Below are 21032 nucleotides of genomic sequence, written 5' to 3'. Positions count from 1 at the left end.
CAAAAAAAATCAGGCCAGGCGTTCCACCGTGATCCACCAACGGGTTCGATAACGGATCTGCACCGGGAGCGTGCGTGGCAGGACGGCGAGCAACTTGTCGGTGTCCTCCAAGCGGAAAACCCCCGACAACCGCAGGTCGGCAATCGACGCCGCACATTTCAAATAGCCTGGGCGGTAGCGTCCCACTTCGTTGAGAAAATCTGCCAGGCGCATGTTGCGCGTGACAATCAACCCGTCTGCCCAGGCCCCTGCGTCCATGTCCAGCGGTGGCGCCAGGGTCGCTGTCGCTGAGCTGACCAGATAGGTTTGCCCGGCCTCGACCTGGAGGGGCGAGCCATCGCTGTTGGGGTGCGAACGGATAACCACTCGTCCGCTGGTGACACTTAGCCGTGTGCAACCGCTGTCCTGGCGCACGACGAAACGCCCCTCCAGCCCTTCGAACAGTCCATGGCGGCTTTGTACCAGCAGCGGCCGCCCCGGGTCGTGGCCACAGGTGACCATGATTTCGCCACGGGCCAGGGTGATCAGGCGCTGTTGAGCGGTGAAATCCAGGTCGGCAGCGCTGTGGGTATTGAGCTCGAGTCGCGTGCCATCTGGCAGTTGAAAACCTCGACGTTCACCGGTGGCGGTGGCGAAATCGGCATTCCACGCCTGCCCGCCGAAGTCCTTGCCCAGCCACGCCGCGCCGCTCACCACGGCGATGCCCGACAGCAACTTGAGGGCCTGGCGCCGACTGAGGCGCTGGGCGCTGTTTTCCAGGGTATCCAAGGCGATGTGGGCACCGGGCACGGCCCGCAGGTTCGAGGTCAATTCGCTGTGCAGCGATTGCACCCGCTGCCAGGCCAGTTCGTGTTCAGGGTGGGCGGCGCGCCAGGTGTCGCACTGTTGGCGCAACGTCGGGTGGGTGGCGTGATTGCGCAGGCGCAATAGCCAGTTGATTGCCTGTCTGACGACCTGTTGCGACGGGCCGTTACGGCGGTTCTGCAAGTGATCCGCCGGCTCAGCTTTCATAGCGCAACACATAGCAGTGGTACAGCGCATCGGCGACGTAGCGCTCCACCGAGCGCAACGAAACGCCCATCTGTTCGGCAATCTGCTTGTACGTCAGGCCTTCGCATTGGGCCAGCAGAAAGGCCTTGCGTACTTTCGGCTTGAGGCCTTCGAGCATTCTGGCAACGGCTTCGAGCAATTCCAGGATCAAGGCCTGGGCTTCGGCGCCGGGGGTTTCGGCTTCCGGCAGGTGAGCTATGGTTTGGAGGTAGGCGCGTTCGATTTCTTCCCGCCGCCAATGGTCGATCACCAGGCCTTGGGCGATGGTGCGCAAAAAGGCGCGTGGGGCCCGAAGCTCCGGGCGTTCGCTGCGCTGCAACAAGCGCACGAAGGTGTCCTGGGCCAGGTCGGCCGCATCGGCGGCATTGCCCAGGCGGGTGCGCAGCCATGTGTTGAGCCAGCCGTGATGCTGGCTGTAGAGCGCCTGTACTGCAAACTCGGGAGATGACATGGACACGACGGCCTGGATGTTACGAATGATAACGTGTCGCATTGTCATCAGCCGCCGGCGAATTTGCAACCACCGTTCAACCCGGCGAGCCTCCCGTCGACTATTTGTACAAATGCCTAATTATTTGTACAAGCTTGCCGACAGAGTGAGTATGCGTGCACCAAAGTGGAGCAAGTGACAAGACTGCCCGCGCTGTTACATGGAACGTTGCGACCTGGAATGCACCCCCACTCCTTGCAGAAGAAGCCCCATCGATGAATCTAAAGTTCAGCCACAAAATCCTTCTCGCCGCCTCTGGTGTGGTGGTCCTGGCTTTTGCCCTGTTCACGCTCTACAACGACTATTTGCAGCGCAACACCATCGGTAGCAGCCTGGAGTCGTCCATCGAGCAATCCGGCGACCTGACGGCCAGCAGCATCCAGAACTGGATGAGCGGGCGGATCCTGGTATTGGAAAACCTGGCGCAAAACATCGCGCATCAGGGCACTGCCGCAGATCTGCCGGGGCTGGTGGATCAGCCGGCGCTGACGTCGAACTTTCAGTTCACTTATGTGGGCCAGGCCAACGGTGTCTTCACCCAACGCCCGGACGCCAAAATGCCTGACGGCTACGACCCGCGTCAGCGCCCTTGGTACAAGCAGGCCGTGACGGCCGATAAAACCATGTTGACCCCGCCTTACCTGGCGGCGGTGGGTGGCCTGGTGGTGACCGTGGCCCTGCCGGTGAAGCACAACGGCGAATTGCTTGGCGTGGTGGGCGGCGACCTGAGCCTGGAAACCCTGGTGAAAATCATCAACTCCGTGGACTTCGGTGGCATTGGCCATGCGTTCCTGGTCAGTGGCGACGGTCAGGTGATCGTCAGCCCTGACAAGGATCATGTGATGAAAAACCTCAAGGACATCTATCCAGGTACGCCAGTGCGCATCGGCAAGGGTATCCAGGAGGTCGAGCTGAACGGCCAGAACCGTATCCTTTCGTTCACCCCGGTGACCGGCCTGCCGAACGCCGAGTGGTACATCGGCCTGTCGATCGATGAGGCCAAGGCCTACGCGCCGCTGAGCCAGTTCCGGACGTCGGCGCTGATTGCGATGTTTATCGCAGTGGCGGCCATTGCCTTGCTGCTGAGCTTGTTGATCCAGGTGTTGATGCGCCCGTTGACCACCATGGGCCGTGCCATGCAGGACATCGCCCAGGGCGAAGGCGACCTGACCCGGCGCCTGGTGGTGCAGGGCAAGGACGAGTTCGCCGTGTTGGGTGGTTCATTCAACCAGTTCGTGGAGCGGATTCATGCGTCGATTGCAGAGGTGTCTTCCGCCACCCGCCAGGTGCATGACCTGTCGCAGCGAGTGATGACCTCGTCCAATGCGTCGCTCGTCGGCTCCGATGAACAGAGCGCCCGCACCAACAGTGTGGCGGCGGCCATCAACCAGTTGGGCGCCGCGACCCAGGAAATCGCCCGCAATGCCGCCGATGCCTCGCAACAGGCCAGCGGTGCCAGCGAACAGGCCGATGACGGTCGCCAGGTGGTGGAAAAAACCATCCAGGCCATGACCGAGCTGTCGCAGAAGATCAGCCTCTCGTGCACCCAGATCGAAACCCTGAACGCGAGCACCGACAACATCGGGCACATCCTGGACGTGATCAAGGGTATCTCCCAGCAAACCAACCTGCTGGCGCTGAACGCGGCCATCGAAGCGGCCCGTGCCGGTGAAGCCGGACGCGGATTTGCGGTGGTGGCCGATGAAGTGCGCAACTTGGCGCACCGCACCCAGGAGTCGGCGGAAGAAATCCACAAGATGATCACCTCGCTTCAGGTCGGCTCCCGTGAAGCGGTGACCACGATGAACGCCAGCCAGACCTCCAGCGAAGAAAGCGTGGAAGTGGCCAACCAGGCCGGCCTGCGACTGGTCAGCGTGACCCAGCGCATTGGCGAGATCGACGGCATGAACCAGTCGGTGGCCGCCGCGACCGAAGAACAGACCGCCGTGGTCGAGACCCTCAACATGGACGTCAGCCACATCAACCTGCTGAACCAGCAAAGCGTGGCCAACCTCAATGAAACCTTGAAGGACTGCGATGCCTTGTCCCAACAGGCCAATCGACTGAAACAACTGGTAGACAGCTTCAAGATCTGACCTCAGTCGCAAGCCGACCCAATCCCTGTGGCGAGGGAGCTTGCTTCCGCTGGCCTGCGCAGCAGGCCCCAGCCGGTCTACAGGCTTATCGCATTGGCCGGTTTTACGACTGCTGCGCAGCCGAGCGGGAGCAAGCTCCCTCGCCACGGGTAGGGGTTGCCTGGGCTGACGCCATCGCGAGCAGGCTCGCTCCCACAGGGGATTGGCTGTGTGCCAGGATCTTGGGTTCACCCCGGAACCAAATTATGGGAGCGGGCTTGCTCGCGAAGACGGCAGCCCAGCCAACTGCTTCATTGACTGACCCACCGCTATCGCGAGCAAGCCCGCTCCCACAGGGGATTGGCTGTGTGCCGGGATCTTGGGTTCACCCCGGAACCAAATTGTGGGAGCGGGCTTGCTCGCGAAGGCGGCAGCCCAGCCAACTGCTTCATTGACTGACCCACCGCTATCGCGAGCAAGCCCGCTCCCACAAGGATGGGTGCTTACTTGAACATCCCCTGCACATTTCCCATCGCCTCATCGGCGAAGCCCTGGAGGAAATCCCGGAAGCCTGACGGTGTATGGGCGTCGGTGTGGTCGGCGATGATGGTCCAGGTGGCGCGGCAGCGGTTGTCGGCCAAGGGTTCGACGCGCATGGCCGCCCACAGGTTGTCGATGCCCAGGGTGTTGTAGATCAGCGTCCAGGTCATGTGCATGGCCTGGTCGTCACGGCTGTTGAGCTGTTCCACCACCAGGTTCTGCCCATCGCGGAAGAACTTCTTACGCAGGGATCTTACGCCCTTGCCAGTCATTTCGATGTGCTCCAGTGCCGGGATGAAACGGTTGAAGCCGCCAAAATCACCCACCACGTCCCAGACGCGCGCCGCGTCAGCCGCGACCTCCACCGAGGTTTCGACCTGGCAGGCGTGGGGGTTCTTGATCAGGGTGTCGGGTTGAAATGCACTCATGGTCTTGCTCCTTGCTTTGGGTTGAGGGTGTTTCAGATGAAGTCGATGGCCTTGAGGTAATCGGCGCCGCGGCGTAGCAGGGCCGGGGATTTTTCCGGGTAGCTGGCGCCCATCTGGCGCACGCCGGCGCGGGCGTTGTCGTGGCTGATCAGCGAGATGTCACCGATGTCTTCCTCGAAGCCGTTGAGGTAGAAACCCAGTACGCCAAACAACGCATTGTCGGCATCGACCCGAGCCAATTGCCGTTGCCACTCGGCGATGCTCACCAGGGAAAATTCCCGGCCGCTGTCGCGGAACGACGCCACATAAGCGTCCCAGCTCAACGGTTGCGGGTTGTGCAGGTTGAACACCGCTTGGCTGGGTTGGTAGCGGCTGGCGTGGAAGGCGATGAAGCGGGCCAGGAAGTCCACCGGCATCAAGTCGAAATTGAGCGAGAGGTCCGGCACCTGGCCGAGCTGGATCGAGCCCTTGAGCATCAGCATCAAGCGATTCTTGTGGGGCTGGCAGACCCCGGTCAGGCTGTTGAAACTGATATTCCCAGGGCGGAACAGATTGACCCACACGCCGCGATCCCGGGCCCGTTGCAGGATCCGTTCGCCGACCCATTTGGACAGGTTGTAGCCATTCTTGATGTAGATCGGCGGCGTCTCGGCGGCCGGCTGTTCCAGCACTTGGCCGTCGGCATCCAGGGCACTGGAGGCGGACAGCGTGGAGACGAAATTGAAGATTTTCTTGCGGCGCCCTTCACACAGGCGCAGGCACTCGAAAATCGGTTCCACGTTGTCCCGCGCCAACGACTCGTAGTCGAGCACATGGTTGACGTGGGCGGCGTTGTGCACCAGCGCGCCGAAGGTGCGGTCGATGCGGGCATAGACGTCGTCCGGTAAACCCAATTGCGGTTGAGTGATATCGGCGGCATAGACGCTGACGCGGTCCAGGTCCAGGTGGGTCAGGTGATTGTCCCGCAGGGCCTGGGAGAACCGCTCGGCCGCGCTCTGTTCAGCGCTGGCGCGCACCAGGCAGGCGACTTCGGTGGCGCCCCAAGCCAGCAGCGCTTCGACGATGTGGACGCCGAGGAAGCTGTTGGCGCCGGTCACCACCACCTTGTGCACATCGCCGCATTGACTGATGGGCAGCGGATCGAGGTTGAGCTCGGCTTCGGCATCGATGAAGGCTTGGGGGCTGAGGACCGATGCACTGCCTTGCCCGGGGTCGTCCAGCAACTTCGCCAAGGTCATCAACGTCGGCGCTTCGATGAAGCGGTTGATCGACAGGCTGCGGCCGAACGCCTGGCGAATGCTCAGCAGCAATCGCGATAGCAAGATCGAATGCCCGCCGAGGTTGAAGAAGCTTTCATCGGTGGCGATGTCGTCGACCGGCAATTCAAGCAGCTCGGCCCACAGTTGCCGCAGTTGTGTCTCCAAGGCGTTCTGCGGCTGCCGGCGTTGGCCGTCGACGTGCACCTGCACCGCCATGGCGAGCAATGCCCGGCGATCGACCTTGCCGTTACTGGTGTACGGCAGGTTGGGTAATTCAACGTAGGCCGTCGGGTGCATGTAGCTGGGCAAGCTGTTCTGCACATGCTCACGCAAGGCCTGGAGAGCGGCACCGGGACGCGTTTGCTCGGGATGAACCAGGAACGCCAGGATTCGCCGCCGCTCATCGACCCCCACCGCCACCTGGCGAAACAACTGGCTTTCCCGCAGGCAGTGTTCGATTTCCTCGGGTTCGACTCGAAAGCCACGAATCTTCACCTGGTTATCGCGACGGCCACACAGTTCGATGCCGTTGTCGGTCCACTGGCCGATGTCGCCGGTGCGATAGACCCGCAGCGTTTGCCCGGTGGGCAGCGTCAGGTTGAGGTAACGCGTCGCGGTCAGCGTTGGGTCGTTCAGGTAGCCGAGGCCAACGCCCGGGCCGGCGATGTACAACTCACCTGGCGTGCCTTGCGGTACGGGTTGCAACTGTTCGTCCAGAATCAGCACCCGGCCATTGGCGATGGGCACGCCGAGGTTGCGGTTGTTGTCGCCGACGCCGAATTGCCGGGTGGTCGCCAGCACCGTGGTTTCGGTCGGGCCATAGATATTGTGGAACCGGCATTGCGGCGCGAGCTGTTCGATCACGAACGGCTCGCAGACATCGCCACCGGTGATCAGGTGCGCCAGGCCCAGCGGTGCATCCAGGGGCATGACGCTCAACAGCGCAGGCGGCAGGAAGGCGTGGCTGACGCGCTGTTGCTGAACCAACGCAACCAATTGCTGCGGATCGCGGCGCTGGTCTTCGCTGGGCACCACCAGCAGGGCGCCGTGGATGAAGGTCGGCAGGATATCCAGCAGCGACGCGTCAAAGTTGATGGTGGAAAACTGCAACGCCCGGCTGTCGCGCTGCAACCCGACGTAGTCGCCGTACCAGGCACAGAAATGGCTGAGGTTGCGGTGGCTGAGCAACACGCCTTTGGGCTGGCCAGTGGTGCCGGAGGTGTAGATCGCCACGGCCGGTTCGTCGCCATCCACGGTGCGGCGGATCAACGAGGCCGGGATGCCTGGCGTGGGCGCTGGCAGCTGATGGACATTCAGCGTGGGCAACGAGAGGTCGCCGAGGTCGCTGTCGCCGTCGTGCAGCAGCAGGTCGGCCTGGGCATTTTCCAGGATAAAGCGCCGACGTTGCGCTGGGTGCTGCGGGTCCAGCGGCAGGTACACCGCACCGCAACCGAGAATGGCCAGGATCGCCGCGTAGAGGTGCGCGGACTTGGGCAGGCAGACACCGATCACCTTGTGGGAGGAAGTCTTGTGGGAGGAAGGCTTGCCCCCGATGAACGATGACGCGGTTTGCTTGAGTGCATCGGTGTCTTCATCGCGGGCAAGCCTTGCTCCCACAGGTTCTGCTTTTCTTGCTCCCACAGGTTCTCCAACAGTTCCTTTCCCCTGTGCTGCTTGGTGCAGTATTTCCAACATCGGCTGCTGCAACCTCAGCGCCAGGCGGCGCAAGGATTTGTAGTCGATCAATTGCCCATCGACCCACAGGGCCGGTTGCGTCGCGTCATCGAGCAATCGCTGTTCGATGCTGTGCATCACCGGCACGTCGGCGGCGGCCAGCAGCCAGGGCACCGGCGGCCGATTGAGGCCGTGCTCGAAGGCCAGGGGCTCCAGCGCATCGAGCCCGAGCAGGGGTTGGTCAACGGCGTCAGCGTGTACCGTCGGCCAGTGATCGAAGCAGGTCTCATCCCGGGATAACTGGCTGACCAGCCGTGCGCCGGTTTCGACCAGCGTCGCCAGCGTACGCAGGCGCAAGGATTGACCGTTGCCATCGCGTTGCGGCGCGATCACTTCCTGGCACAACAGCCGCTGCGTACCGTCGCGAAAGAGCAGCACCGGTTGCGGCAATGCCTCGCCTGCCAGCGTGCGCAGCGCCACGCGGATCTGAAGGCATGAGCGGGCTTCAATGGCGCGCGGTGTCGTACCGTCGTCGATCAACAGGTCGACCGGCGATTGCAGGTCCACCACCGCGTGACCGTGCTGCTCCAATTCCCGGGCCAGTTCGGCCATGGCCTGGCTGGTGCCAGGCACTGCAATGTCGAGGCGTCTCATAGAAAGGTCCTCATGGGGTCAGATAATCAGCGAGGGCATCGCGTACGCAGGGGGACGCGAGCATCGAGCTGCCGCGGAAAAAACGCGTGATGTTGCCCACCAAGGGGTGAAAACGATTAATGGGATAGGCCAACGCACTGGCGTCTTCACGCAGCGACTGGCGTACCGATTCGTCGACGGGCAGGTGCGCGATCAGCTCGAAGTCGAATGCTTGCTGCAGGTCGCTCGCCAGGTACTGGGCGATGAAACCGGGCATCAGGCGGGCAATGTGCGCGCGGTCCTCTTCGGGGGCGGTGCGCCAGTAGATCTGCACCAGTCGCGTCCAGAAACCGGAGTGCCGGCCCTCGTCGAGCAAGTGATCGGCCATCAGCCCCTTGATCGAGGCCTTGACCGAGTCGTCCCGGGCGAAGGCGGCCACTTCGTTGGTCACGGTGTTCTCGGCAATGGCGATGCAGATCAGCTCCACGGCGCTGAGCAGATGCTCCGGCGCCTGGGCCAGGGTCGCCGGTATGGCGCGGCTGAGTTCGATCTGTCCAGGCAATGGGATGGGGTCGATACCGGTCATGTCGATGGTCTGTTGCATGAAGTCCATCGCCACCAGGGCGTGGTAATCCTCGTCCACCACCACGGTCATCGCGTCGTAGCGGCAGGCGAACGGGAATTCGATGCCGAAGCGGTTCTTGGCGATGCGCCGGGCGGTGTGGTCCACCAGTTCGGTCTCGAAAATCACCACGTCGTTGATGAATTTGTACAGGCTCTGCACCAGCACGAAGTCGCGTAGTTGCGCACAGTGGCTGAGGAAGGTCTGGCTGTGCACCAGCGGCTGGCGGCTCATGGGGAAGATCAGCTTGTCGTCGTCTTCGACCCGGCGCCGTGGCCGGGTACGGATCGTGGCGCGGCTTTCCCAGGCGTCGGCGAAGGATTGGTATTCGACGGCATTCATGGCATCACCTGTGCAACCGGCTGGGCCATGCTCTGGCGCAAGCCGTCCCACAAGGCCGCGCGACTGTGAACGGCGGCGAGCGCGGCGGCCAGCACCTCGGTTTCGCGCTGCGGGTCGCCATCGATCAGCCGCGCCAAGAGTTTCTCTGCCGCCGGCCCGTGGTCCTCGGAGTCGACCTCGATGTGCCGTTGCAGGTAGTAGCGAAAGGTCGGGGCCTGATCCAGGCCAATGCCCCAGGCGTCGAGCATGCGCTGGAACATCTGCGGGATGACACTCTCGCGACCATGTACAAACGCGGCGGCCACGCTGTGGGCCGGGGCGTGCAGGGCGGTGTGCAGGGTCTGGCGGACGAACCGCGCCGCCGCCGGCTCGACTTCGACACTGTCCAGCGCGGTCTCTGGGCTGACGCCTTCCTGCTGCAGGGTGATGAACTGCTCGATTGCGCGGGTATCGGCGCCGATTTCCCGCATGGCGTCCAGGTACAGTTCGAAATGGCTGCAATAGCCGGCGCCAGGGCGGTCATCCGACTCCTCCCCCAGCACGATCTCATTGATCAAGCGGGCCGCGTGGGGATCGGCTGGCGGCAGCCAAGGCAACTGGACACAGGTGAGTTCGCGTTGCAGTCGCTTGGTCAGCGACATGAAGTCCCAGACGGCAAAGACATGGCTTTCCATAAAACGGCGTAACAGATCGATTGATGTAATCTCGGAAAAAACCGGGTGTTGACCAAGTTCCTGCTTTTTCAGAGATAGTTGTTCTTTGGATGGCTGCATTGGAACGTCCTCATCAATGATGTTTTGTCCGGAAGGCGGCTCGTTATTTAATTAGGGCGAGCGGGTGCCTGAACCGGAATCCATGAATTGCCAAAGTGGCTTAAGTATTCTCTTTTAATCGTTATGTCGGCTTCTTATGCCTGTATTTGCTGAGCTTGGTGCAAGTCGAAAGGGCCGCCAGTAACGCGGCGAATAAAAAATTAATACAGGTAACAAGTAGGCGGCAAGTGTTTTTTTAATTATTTAAAGTTGGCTTTTTATTGGGCGTGAAGAGGCTCTTTAAAACTTTTTATATAAGTTTTATTGGCGCGAAGAGGCTCCTTCCGATTTAGCGAGATCAGAATCGAATAGTTCGAGTGAATGCCTCACTCGGAGCACTTCAGGGATCGGGGAGTTAAGAGGTTTTATGTTATGGGCAGGACGTCGGTCGGACTTCCGATCATCCCGCCGGTTGGACGACGCTCCTTGCGTATTGGCTTCGATTCGCCTGGCCTCAGCCAGGCGTTGACTTCTTCAGGTCTGTTTTGAATCGACAAGCGCAAGAGTGAGCCCAAATCGATGGCAGTGCCATTGGACTGATGGGACGACGAATCGCGGCTACGGCCAGGCCGCGCCGCGCTGGCGACAAGTGAGTTGGAAGGATATGTAAGAAATTTTTACGCCGGACGAAGCGCCGGCGCGGGATCAAGGCTTCGACGACTGTTCCAGGTACCGACGCATGGTGATGGAGGCGTTTTCCAGATGCTGCTCCACCAAGGCGACCGCTTTATCGATATCTCTGGCCGCCGCGGCAGCGAGCATGGCGCGGTGGTCGTCCTGGGTCAGCTTGCCCAACCCCATGGACGAAAGATGAAAACGCAAAAAGCGCTCTTCTTCATTGAGCTCATGCTCGATCAGGTCCAGCAGTTTGCTGTTGGGTGCCTTGTGGTAAAGCGACATATGGAACAGCCGATTGAGCTTGGCGATTTCAGCGTATTCGGTTTGTGTCTCCAACTGTTCGATGTACTGGGCTGCCAGCGCCAGGTCATCGTCATCGAGCAGGGGGATGGACAAGCGCAAGGCGAAAGCTTCCAGGACCGCACGCAAGGCGTAGGTCTCGACCGCGTTGTTGGTAATCAGCGGGGCCACCACGGCGCCTTTATGCTGGACTACATTGAGCAATGACTGTGCTTCGAGCTGACGCAACGCCTCACGTACCGGCATGCGGCTCACGCCGAACAGGTCGGCCAGCTCTTGCTGGCGCAGGGCGGTGCCGCTGGGCAGGCGGCCGTCGAGGATGGCCTCGCGCAGGGAGCTTTCGATGATCGAGCGCGCCTGGTCTGCGGGGACGGGGCCGTTGACTTGGATAGTGCTGAGCGGTTTGGGCTTCTTTGTCACGACAACACCTGAACGGGTAGTAACGAAAATTGGATCCATGCCAACGTTAGTTACAGATTGCCAAGCCGTCAAAATCTCGCGGCCCCGGTTCCTGAACTAAAGTTTAGTCTGCTTGCGGTGATTGCAACCTGCCATTGTCTTTTGCCCGGCCAGGCTTCACCATCCAACGAATTTCCAACGGCCCTTTTCGGACGTACTTCCCTTGGCTGCACCTTTCCCAGTCCTCAGGTCCTTGCGTTGGCTGTGTTCGGCACTGTTGCTGGCCGGCCTGATGCTGGGCGGCCTGCAAGCCGACTGGGACTTTGCGCAGATCAGCCGGCGGGCGCAAGCGTTATATGGGCCACTGGGCGAAGGGCAGCAGCGGATCGACGCGTGGCAGCAACTGCTGGCGACTCAGAAACAGATCCCCGAATTGGAACAGCTCAAGGTGGTGAACCTGTTTTTCAACAAACAGGTGCGCTACGTGGAAGACATCGACCTGTGGCGTGAAGTCGACTATTGGGAGACGCCGATCCAAGCCCTGTGGAAGGGCGCCGGCGACTGTGAAGACTACGCCATCGCCAAGTATTTCAGCCTGCGTCGTCTGGGTGTGTCCAGTGACAAGCTGCGCATCACCTACGTCAAGGCGTTGCGGCAGAACCGTGCGCACATGGTGCTCACCTATTACGCCACGCCCGAGGCGATGCCGCTGGTACTGGACAGCCTGATGGACGGCATCCAACCGGCCAGCCAGCGAACCGACTTGCTCCCGGTCTACTCTTTCAATGCCGAAGGGCTGTGGCTGCCGGGCGCCAAGGGTAACAAGAAAGTGGGTGACACCAAGCGCCTGTCCCGGTGGCAGGATGTGTTGAAAAAAATGCAGGCCGAAGGTTTTCCGGTCGAGACGACTAACTAGGAGCGCGCGCTCAGATGTCTTTGTTCAAACAGCTGTTGATCGCTATCTGTCTGTTCCTGGTGGTTGCCTTCAGCGGCAGCTTCATGGTCAGCCTGGAAAGCTCGCGGGCCCAGTACGTCAACCAGTTGCGCTCCCACGCCCAGGACGCGGCCACGGCGCTGGCGCTGTCGTTGACGCCGAACATCGACGACCCGGCGATGGTGGAACTGATGGTCAGCTCGATCTTCGACAGTGGCTACTACGCCAGCATCCGCGTGGTCGACGTGGCCACCGACAAGACCCTGGTCGAGCGCACCGGTACACCGGACGCCGGCAGTGTGCCGCAATGGTTCGTCAAGCTGATCGGCCTGGAACCGGCCGGTGGCGATGCCATCGTCAGCCGTGGCTGGGAGCAGGCGGCGCGGGTCGAAGTGGTCAGCCACCCGATGTTCGCCCTCGCCAAGCTGTGGCAGAGCGCGTTGGGCAGCCTGGGCTGGCTGTTGCTGTGCGGCGCCGTGAGCGCGGTGCTGGGGGCCTTGCTGCTGCGTCGCCAGCTCAAGCCACTGGACTACATGGTGCATCAGTCCCATGCCATCGCCCGTCGTGAGTTCCTGAGCCTGCCGGAGCTGCCGCGCACGCCAGAACTGCGCCGCGTGGTGCAGGCGATGAACCAGATGGTCGAGAAGCTCAAGGCGCTGTTCCAGGAACAGGCCGAACGCAGCGAGAAACTGCGGGTCGAGTCCTACCAGGACAACCTCACGGGCCTGGCCAACCGGCGCTATTTCGAAATGCAGCTCAATGCCCGCGTGAGCAACCCGGAGCAGGCCAGCTCGGGTTACCTGCTGCTGTTGCGGGTCAAGGACCTGGCCGGTTTGAACCAGCGGCTGGGCGGTCAGCGCACCGATCAGTTGCTCAAGGCCGTGGGCGAACAATTGCAGCGTGAGTGCGCCCGCTATCCGGAAACCCTCAACCTGGTCACGCGTATTCGTGGCGGGGAGTTCGCGGTGCTGGCACCTGGGCTGGTGCGTGAGGAAGCGCTGCAATTGGCGCAGAACCTCGAAGCCGCGCTGGCGAGCTTGCACGCCACCGGCGCGACTGACGTGGCCTCGGTGGCCTCCATCGGGCTGGCGCCATTCGTCCACGGCGACTCGCCGCAAGCGGTGCTCCAGCTCGGCGACCAGGCCCTGGCCCAGGCTGAAAGCCAGGGCGAGCCGGGTTGGGCCTGTCTAGACCACAGTGCCTCGGCCAGTGTCGGTGACGATCACCATGCCTGGCATACGTTGCTCGACCAGGCCTTGAGTCATCAGCGCTTCGAGTTGTACTTCCAGCCGGTGGTGGCGGCCCAGGACACCCAGGTGGTGCTGCATTACAAAGTGCTGTCGCGGCTGTTGGATGAGCAGGGCCAGACGATTCCCGCCGGGCGTTTCCTGCCTTGGTTGGAGCGCTTCGGTTGGACGGCGCGCCTGGACCGTTTGATGCTTGAACAGGTGCTCAGGCAGATGGCTGGGCATGAGCAATCCCTGGCGCTTAACCTGTCCTCCGCGACCCTGGCTGATCCTCAGGCATTGAATAAGGTTTTTGAAATCCTGCGGGCTCACTCCAATCTTGGGTCGCGCCTGACCCTGGAGATTGGTGAAGAGCAACTGCCCGAGCAAGCGGTGCTGGAGCGGTTGACCCGGCAGTTGCGCGAGCTTGGTTTCTCCTTGAGCCTGCAGCGTTTTGGTGGGCGGTTCAGCATGATCGGTAACTTGTCGCGGTTGGGGTTGGCTTATCTGAAGATCGATGGCAGTTATATTCGTGCGATTGACCAGGAAAGTGACAAGCGCCTGTTTATCGAAGCGATACAGCGTGCTGCTCACAGTATCGACTTGCCGTTGATTGCTGAGCGGGTTGAGACGGAGGGGGAGCTGGCGGTGATTCGCGAGATGGGGTTGTTTGGGGTTCAGGGGCAGTTAGTGGGTGAGCCTAAGCGTTGGGATTGAGACTTCTGAGTGAGTACATATCCGTTTCTGCGGTAACGGCTGCTTATGGTTCCGCTCTTACAGCGGCTCACTTTTGAGAAGCGCAAAAGTAAGCAAAACGCTCCTGCCCCACCACTTGGCACCTCGCCTAGGCTCGGTGTGCCCTCACTCCGGCATTGCTCCGTGGGCCCGCCGCGAAGGGCCATCCATGGCCCAGCGCGGCTATCCCGGCATCCATGCCGGGATGCCCACTCCACAATGCCTGCGTTCGGCCAGCGTGGTTAACGGGGCGCCCGAGATCAACGTCCACCGCGAGGCGGCCTAGTAGCCGACCTGGCTCTCCCGGTCGTACACCCGTCAGATCTGTTTGAGCAGGACCTGTGGGAGCAAAGCTTGCTCGCGAGGCGGCCTGATAGCCGACCTGGCTCTTTCGGCCGTACTTCGATCCTATTGTGGGAGCGAGCCTGCTCGCGAAGGCGGCGGCACATTCAGCATTAGTGCAAGCAGACCCACCGCCATCGCGAGCAAGCTCGGCTCCCACAGGGACCGGCGGTGGACACTGATCTTATAAACGACCAAAAACCTGTGTGGGAGCGAGCTTGCTCGCGATGGCGGTGGTGGTTCAGTCATATGGATGTCGGGCTTGCCGGCCTCATCGCGAGCAGGCTCGCTCCCACAGGAGAAACGCGGTCCGACCAAGAACCAGGTCGGCTATCAGGCCGCCTCGTGGTGGACGTTGATCTCGGGCGCCCCGTTAACCACGATGGCCGAACGCAGGCATTGCGCAGTGGGCAACCCGGCATGGATGCCGGGTTAGCCGCGCTGGGCCATGGATGGCCCTTCGCGGCGGCCCACGGAGCAATGCCGGAGTGAGGGCACACCGAGCCTAAGCGAGGTGCCAAGTGGTGGGGCAGAAGCGTTTTGGTTACTTTTGCGCTTTTTCAAAAGTGACCCGCCGTCAGGGCGGAACCCTAAGTGGCCGTTACCGCAGAAACGGATATACACCCCCCTCTAAAAGTAACGTCCTAGGAGATTTCCTTCGAGTTGTGGCGAACTTGGTGAACTTGTCCGGCGTCTGCCTCGTGGCTAGTCTGGGGTTGTCACTGAAAAAAACGGTGACACTGGCGTGCAAGCCGGTTAAAAGACGACGCGCAAGCGCTTTATGGCGGTTGTGCGTGGGAGATTTCTTCGTGAGAAGGATTCTGCCGGGGTTCCGTCTGCCCGGTCTTGCACACCTGCGTACAACTGCCACCTCATTTGCGTGCAAGCGAAGGGTGTCGGTTCCACTTCTACAGATGGAGCTTCACGACATGTTCAAAGTAACTCCGAATCCGCCAGAAAACCCTGGCAACAACTCCGACAAATCCTCGAAATCCAAAAAACTCGACGAAGCCGCCGAACGCGCCCTCGACTACTACCTCAACCCCAAACCCACCGATGAAGCCTCGGGAAAAAACCAAACTGCCCAGCTCTTCATGGTCTCCCCGGACATCGACACCGAAACCCTCCTGGCCAATGCCTCCGAAGACCTGCTGTCCATCAGCGCCATCGCCGCCGACCTAGCCGATGACGTCGACGGCTCACGCCGCAGCGTGATCCTGGCGATCAGCCGAATGGCCGATGGGGCGCATTTGCTGGTGGAGAGGGCGATGGATCGGCTGGAGGTTCAAGCGGCGGGCTGACAGGCCTGCGGTGAATTGACGATTGTCATCGCGAGCAAGCTCGCTCCCACACTGGATCTGTGTCGAACCGAAATATCGAAATCAACACCAATCAACTGTGGGAGCGAGCTTGCTCGCGATGGCGTCCGCCCAGAAAACCCAGAACCTGTGGCGAGGGGATTTATCCCCGCTGGGCTGCGCAGCAGCCCTAAACATCAGCGGCCTCGGTGTGTCAGGCAGTTCACCTTTAAGCATCTGGGGCTGCTGCGCAGCCCAGCGGGGATAAATCCCCTCGCCACAGGGTTTTGTGTGCTGCTCGAGGTGGCAGGCTAGATCAACCCCTTCTCATCATCATCGATCAACCGACTCAACCCGCCCAAGGCTTCACGGGCCTGGTTGCGATCCATCAGCTTGGCCTGGGCCGCTGGTGGCAGGTCGGTGACGCGGATGACGCCTTTGCTGGTCAACACCTGGATCAAGTCATCGAGTACCCGAATCATTTCCAGGTCGCTTTGCTTGAGTTGCTTGAGGCTGTTTTCCACGGCCTGGTTGGCGAACCAGTCCTGGATCTCGTGGTTGTCGGCCGGCAAGGTCTCGGAGGCCTCGGCGTAAGCGGTGGCTTCTACGCGCACCAGCAGGCCTTGTGCATCGCGTTGCACATAAAACATCGGGCATCCCTCATGTATGAAGCGGCGTCATGCTGGGCAGCATAGGCCAACTTGGGGGGAGTATGAACACTTATCGTGGCGAGGGAGCTTGCTCCCGCTGGGTTGCGCAGCAGCCCCAAAAAACAGGGCCGGGCTGGCGCTGAAACGCCAGTCCGGCCCAGCGGGAGCAAGCTCCCTCGCCACGGTGTCAGCTTCAGCTGTTGTTGTGATCGACCTTGATGGTCGGGTCGCTACCGGCGATCAACGAGTTCAGGTTCACGTTCGACCAGTTGTTGCCTTCGAGCTTGATCGTCACGTCCGGCGTCGCAGCGGCACCGTTGGCCCCATTGAACTGACCGGAAGTGCTGACCTGCAGCGACGACACGCCATCGACCGTGCTGATTTTCAGGAAGTGGTCGATGGTGCTGCCGGTTTCACCTTGCAGCAGGTCTCGCAGATCGATCCGGTCGCCTTCGCCGGCGTTGAAGTTCTTGATCACGTCGGTGCCGGTGTCGCCGGACTTCCAGACAAAGGTATCGCCCCCCAGGCCACCGATCAGGGTGTCATTGCCCTGGCCGCCGATCAGAGTGTCGTTACCCGTGCCACCCAACAGGATGTCGTTGCCCTTGCCACCGTTGAGCGTGTCGTTGCCGCCCTGGCCGAAGATGATGTCGTTGCCGGCGCCGCCCAGCAGGGTGTCGTTGCCATCGTGGGCACCGGACACATCGAACGCGGTGTAGTGCTCGGTGATGTACTGGTGCACGTTGCTGGTGGTGACCTTGCTCGCGTCCACGCCGCTTTGTTGGGCGACGAAGGCCTGGATGGCCTGGTAGCCCTCACCCGCAACACCATTGAAACTCACCAGGTCGCCGAACAGGATGTCGTTGCCTTCGCCTCCGTTGACCGTATCGGCGCCCGGCAGGGTCGCTTCGGTGTGGCCGATGATTGAGTTGGCCAGGTTGCTCGGGTCGATGTTGGTTTGCGGCTTGCCATCGGAGTCGTAGGGGGCGAGATCGGACAGGGTGACGCCGTTGTTCAGGCCGATGGCTTCAACGTTACTCAGGCCTTTGAGCAGCGTGAAGCTGGCCGTTGAGCCGTCTGCTGCCGAGGAGTCGCCCCACCAGCCGCCGGCCAGGTTGGAGAACTCGAACGTGCCATTGCCCTCGGCATGCACCGTGCCGACGTAGTTTTCATTCCAATTCTTGCCGTTCTTGATGGACAGGTACATGTCCCCATTTTCTTCGATGGTGAATTTGTGTGTGCTGTCGATCGTCTGGGTGTAGTACTTGCCAACGGTGTAGTTAGCCGCGCTCAGGACGTCGTCGAGCTTGACGGTGCCGTACAACACTGGGTTCGTCTCTTCGCCGGACTGGTAGCGCGTTGGCTCACCGTCGGTGATGAAATACGTCAGGTTCTTCGCGCCGGTATTGCTCAGGGCCTGGGTGCTGTTGAAGAAGTTTGCGGTGGTCTTGAACACGTCTTCATAGTTGGTATTGCCGCCGGACACCATCGAGTCGAGCACGCTCTTGAGCAGTGTCAGCGCGTTCGGATCGTTGAGGTTGACCGCAACGTTCTTGTTTACCTGGTTATCGAAGTCCGCCAGGAAAATGTTCACAGTCCCTGAGTTGCTGCCCAGGCTCTGCTTGAGGGTGTTGAACACTTGGGTCAACGAGTTCTTCGCCGCGGTGACGGACGACGAGCTCATGCTGCCGGAGCTGTCGACCATGAAGGCGATGTTGTAGTTGACCCCTGGCACCACGGTCAGCCCACCGATGTCGGCGACCACGATGTCGTTGCCGTCGGTGCCGGTGACGTTGTCACTGCCGGACGTGGCGGTGATTGCGTTGTAAGTGGCCGGATACACCGTGACAGGAATCTGCGCCGTGCTGACCGCCGAGCCGCCGAGGGCTTCGGTGGACGTCGAGGTCACGGTCAGGTTGAACTGGCCGTGGTAGTAGGTCGGTGGGGTCAGGGTGAGGCTGCCCAGGTTCCAGCCGGTGACCGAGGCTTCGCCGTTGCTGCCTACGGTCGCGGTATGGCCGGCGCCGTCGGTCAGTACGCTGCCTTCCGGAATGCCGCCGATCTTCACGCTCAGGCTTTCGGAACCGTCGGTGTCGGTCAGGGCGGTGGTGATCTTCGACAGGTGCACGCTGGTGCCTTCGGCGCCTTCGTTGAGCTTGAAGCCGTCGTAGTAGCCTTCGCCGTTGGTGCCGTGCAGGTCGGAGACGGTCACGCCGGCGTTCGCCAGGTCGGTCACACTGGTGTAGAGCGGCACGCCGGCATTGCTCAGGTCCACTGGCGTGCTGCCGTTGACCGACAGGTTCACGTCGTAGCTGCCCGGGCCGGTCTGGTTGTGGTGGTAGATGTCCAGGGTGTAGTAGCCGCTGGTGGTCGGCGTGAACGAACCGTTCAACTGACCGCCCGCACCCCACGTGGTTGCCGCGGCGGTCTTGCCACCGATGGTCACCAGCAGGCTGTCATCGCCCGTGCCGCTGAAGGTGTAGGTCTTGCCGGCTTCGAGGAAAATCAGGCCCGAGGTTTTCGACGCGGTGCCCGGATTGACGTTGCCGTCGTTCTGAACGTTGCTCACATTGGTGCTGCTGTTCGGCGTGCCGGCGGCATCGATCACCGACTTGAGCGTGCCGGACGGCGCGCCGCTGCCATCGGTGCCCAGGCCCGACAGGCCGGTCCAGACTTCCTTGATCAAACCGGTGGAGGTCACGTTGTTGCCGGCCACGTTGAGGCTCGGTGCGTCGGCGACCGGCGTGATATCGATCTTCACGGTACCGGTGTTGCCCAGCGTCTGGCCGTCGGTTGGCTGGAAGCTGATTTGCGCGTAATCGGCCTTTTGATCGCCCACGCCGGCCGGGTTGCCGTTGGCACCGGATTCGTTGGCATCGGGGGTGAAGCGCAGCTTGCCAGCGTCGATGTCCGCCTTGGTGAAGGTCTGGTTGTTGGCCACGTCCTTCCAGGTTGCGCCGTCCAGGTACTGCAATTTGCCGTCACCCGGAAGCCCGGTGATTTTCACACCCTGGCTGGCGGCGGCGCTGTCCACGTCGCTGATGCCGAACGTCGACCAGCCGAGGACCAGTGAAGTGTCTTCGGTACCGGTCACCGCGCCACCGGTAGCGACTGGCGCGTCGTTGACCCCGACCACGTTCACGGTGGTGGTCGCCGTGTTGGAATAACTCGTGCCGTCGGTCACCGTCACGGTGATGACGCGCGGTACGGTGCTCGGATCTTCGCTGTTGTTGATGAAGCTGATGTTCTTGATCTGCTGCATGTAGTCGGCCAGCGTCGCATTGCCTGTCAGCGTCAGGACGACTTTGCCGTCGGTGCTATTGGCGTTGATGCTGATGCCGTTGACGCTATTGCCCAGGTTCAGATGATCGCCAGGCTGACGGTTGGTCAGCACGATGGTGGCGCCGGTCAGCATGGTGCTGTCCGGGTCGGTGATCTTCAGGTCGGTGTCTCCGATGGACACGCCCGGGCCGGTGGTGCCTTCGGTGAAGGTCACTTGGTAATCGGCACCGGTCTTGCCGCTGGAGTTGTTGGCGTCCAGGTCGAGTACCGGCGGTGCATCGTTGTCGATGATCGAGGTGCTGACGCTGCCATTGGTGCCGCTGACCGCCAGGTGCTCGAAGTTGCCACCGGTGGCCGAGTCGATCCTGACCACGAAGTTTTCGGTGCCTTCGGTGATCTTGTCATCCAGCGTCGCCACGTTGAAGGTCGCGCTGGTGGCGTTGGCCGGGATCTTCACGGTGTAGACACCGGTGAAGTCCGTGCCGTCGGCGGCGGTGCCGCTGTAGACGATCTTGAGCGTCACTTCGGTTTGCGCCGGGTTCGTCAGGTTGACGGTGTATGTCGCCGCTTGGCCTTCGGTAACCGATGTGCTGCCGGTGATGCTGACGGTGGTGTTGTCGACCGTGTCGCCCACGGCCGTCGACGCGCCGGTCTTATCGACCGCGATGGCTTCGAGGTTGCCGCCGGAGGCCGATTTGATCGTCTCGGAGATGGACGGCGCGCCGGTGTAGACGTCGTTGCCGACAGCCACGTCCAATGCGCCCGAGCTTGCGCCAGCGGCGATGGTGATGGTCTTGCCGCTGTCGAGCGTGACTGTCACCGGACCGTTCTGTGCGGTGACGGGTTTGCCGTCAGGGCCGGTCAGGGTGGCGGTGTAGGTGATCGTGCCGTTTTCATTGACAGTCGGTGTGGCGGTCAACGTCACGGTGGTGGTGTCGTTGACGTCGCTGACCACGGTGCTGACCGGAGCGGTGTTCGGAGCAATGGCTTCGAGGTTGCCACCGGATGCATCTTTGATCGACTCAGTAACTGTCGTTGGGCCTTGATACACGTCGTTGCCGACAGCCACGTCCAAGATGCCCGAGCTTGCGCCGGCTGCGATGGTGATGGTTTTGCCGCTTTCCAGCGTCACGGTCACCGGACCGTTCTGCGCGGTAACTGGCTTGCCATCGGCACCGGTCAGCGTGGCGGTATAGGTGATGGTGCCGTTTTCGTTCACGGTCGGATTGGCGGTCAATGTCACGGTGGTGGTGTCGTTGACATCGCTAACCACAGTGCTGACTGGCGCGGTGTTCGGGGCGATGGCTTCGAGGTTGCCGCCAG

13 protein-coding genes and 1 pseudogene are annotated in these 21032 nt (G+C 61.5%); 5 read left to right on the top strand and 9 right to left on the bottom strand.

The window, feature by feature from the left end; translation table 11 throughout:
- Window positions 1-9 precede the first annotated feature (9 nt).
- Together J3361_RS23060 and J3361_RS23055 are read right to left on the bottom strand one after the other, a co-directional pair.
- On the bottom strand, window positions 10-1011 hold the full coding sequence (locus J3361_RS23060) for a FecR family protein (RefSeq protein WP_207966467.1): 1002 nt from the start codon (window positions 1009-1011) through the stop codon (window positions 10-12).
- The gene (locus J3361_RS23055) at window positions 1001-1501 is read right to left on the bottom strand and encodes a sigma-70 family RNA polymerase sigma factor (RefSeq protein WP_207966497.1); all 501 of its coding nucleotides are present in this window, start codon (window positions 1499-1501) and stop codon (window positions 1001-1003) included. The genes J3361_RS23060 and J3361_RS23055 overlap by 11 nt, the downstream gene beginning before the upstream one ends.
- A 254-nt stretch (window positions 1502-1755) precedes the next feature.
- Here J3361_RS23055 and J3361_RS23050 point away from each other — a divergent pair, with 254 nt between their 5' ends.
- Window positions 1756-3636 carry a methyl-accepting chemotaxis protein gene (locus tag J3361_RS23050; RefSeq protein WP_207966466.1) on the top strand — a complete coding sequence of 627 codons (1881 nt, stop codon included), beginning with the start codon at window positions 1756-1758 and terminating at the stop codon, window positions 3634-3636.
- 482 nt (window positions 3637-4118) lie between these two features.
- On the opposite strand, the gene J3361_RS23045 is transcribed toward J3361_RS23050, so the two are convergent.
- The 5 genes from J3361_RS23045 to J3361_RS23025 form a co-directional block, all read right to left on the bottom strand.
- On the bottom strand, window positions 4119-4583 hold the full coding sequence (locus tag J3361_RS23045; protein WP_207966465.1) for an SRPBCC family protein: 465 nt from the start codon (window positions 4581-4583) through the stop codon (window positions 4119-4121).
- 32 nt (window positions 4584-4615) lie between these two features.
- A complete protein-coding gene (locus tag J3361_RS23040) occupies window positions 4616-8170 on the bottom strand; it encodes a non-ribosomal peptide synthetase (RefSeq protein ID WP_207966464.1) in 3555 nt (1184 codons plus the stop codon).
- Window positions 8171-8180: 10 nt separating this feature from the next.
- Complete coding sequence (locus tag J3361_RS23035) at window positions 8181-9113, bottom strand: diiron oxygenase (protein ID WP_207966463.1); 933 nt, start codon at window positions 9111-9113, stop codon at window positions 8181-8183.
- Window positions 9110-9886, bottom strand: a complete 777-nt coding sequence (locus J3361_RS23030) for a DUF3050 domain-containing protein (RefSeq protein WP_207966462.1) — start codon at window positions 9884-9886, stop codon at window positions 9110-9112. The genes J3361_RS23035 and J3361_RS23030 overlap by 4 nt, the downstream gene beginning before the upstream one ends.
- A 684-nt stretch (window positions 9887-10570) precedes the next feature.
- Window positions 10571-11263 carry a GntR family transcriptional regulator gene (locus tag J3361_RS23025; protein ID WP_207966461.1) on the bottom strand — a complete coding sequence of 231 codons (693 nt, stop codon included), beginning with the start codon at window positions 11261-11263 and terminating at the stop codon, window positions 10571-10573.
- A gap of 202 nt (window positions 11264-11465) precedes the next feature.
- On the opposite strand from J3361_RS23025, the gene lapG reads away from it, so the two are divergent.
- From lapG to J3361_RS23005, 4 genes are all read left to right on the top strand, one after another.
- Window positions 11466-12158 (top strand): cysteine protease LapG, encoded by a 693-nt coding sequence (lapG, locus tag J3361_RS23020; protein WP_207966460.1) that lies wholly within the window; start codon window positions 11466-11468, stop codon window positions 12156-12158.
- 14 nt (window positions 12159-12172) lie between these two features.
- Window positions 12173-14119, top strand: coding sequence for a cyclic di-GMP receptor LapD (gene lapD, locus J3361_RS23015; protein WP_207966459.1), 1947 nt, complete (start codon window positions 12173-12175; stop codon window positions 14117-14119).
- Window positions 14120-14234: 115 nt separating this feature from the next.
- Window positions 14235-14423, top strand: a complete 189-nt coding sequence (locus tag J3361_RS23010; protein WP_156334916.1) for a nucleoid-structuring protein H-NS — start codon at window positions 14235-14237, stop codon at window positions 14421-14423.
- Between the two features lie 985 nt (window positions 14424-15408).
- Window positions 15409-15780, top strand: a complete 372-nt coding sequence (locus tag J3361_RS23005; RefSeq protein WP_207966458.1) for a DUF6124 family protein — start codon at window positions 15409-15411, stop codon at window positions 15778-15780.
- Window positions 15781-16088: 308 nt separating this feature from the next.
- Here J3361_RS23005 and J3361_RS23000 read toward each other — a convergent pair whose 3' ends face one another.
- Complete coding sequence (locus J3361_RS23000; RefSeq protein WP_207966457.1) at window positions 16089-16427, bottom strand: tryptophan synthase subunit beta; 339 nt, start codon at window positions 16425-16427, stop codon at window positions 16089-16091.
- A gap of 193 nt (window positions 16428-16620) precedes the next feature.
- Window positions 16621-21032, bottom strand: a pseudogene (locus tag J3361_RS22995) (LapA family giant adhesin); the annotation flags it as partial.

The sequence above is a fragment of the Pseudomonas sp. OA65 genome, from assembly GCF_017498305.1.
GTDB lineage: Bacteria > Pseudomonadota > Gammaproteobacteria > Pseudomonadales > Pseudomonadaceae > Aquipseudomonas > Aquipseudomonas zanjanensis.
Note: the sequence above shows the minus strand (reverse complement) of the source record. Positions and strands in the feature narration are given on the sequence as shown.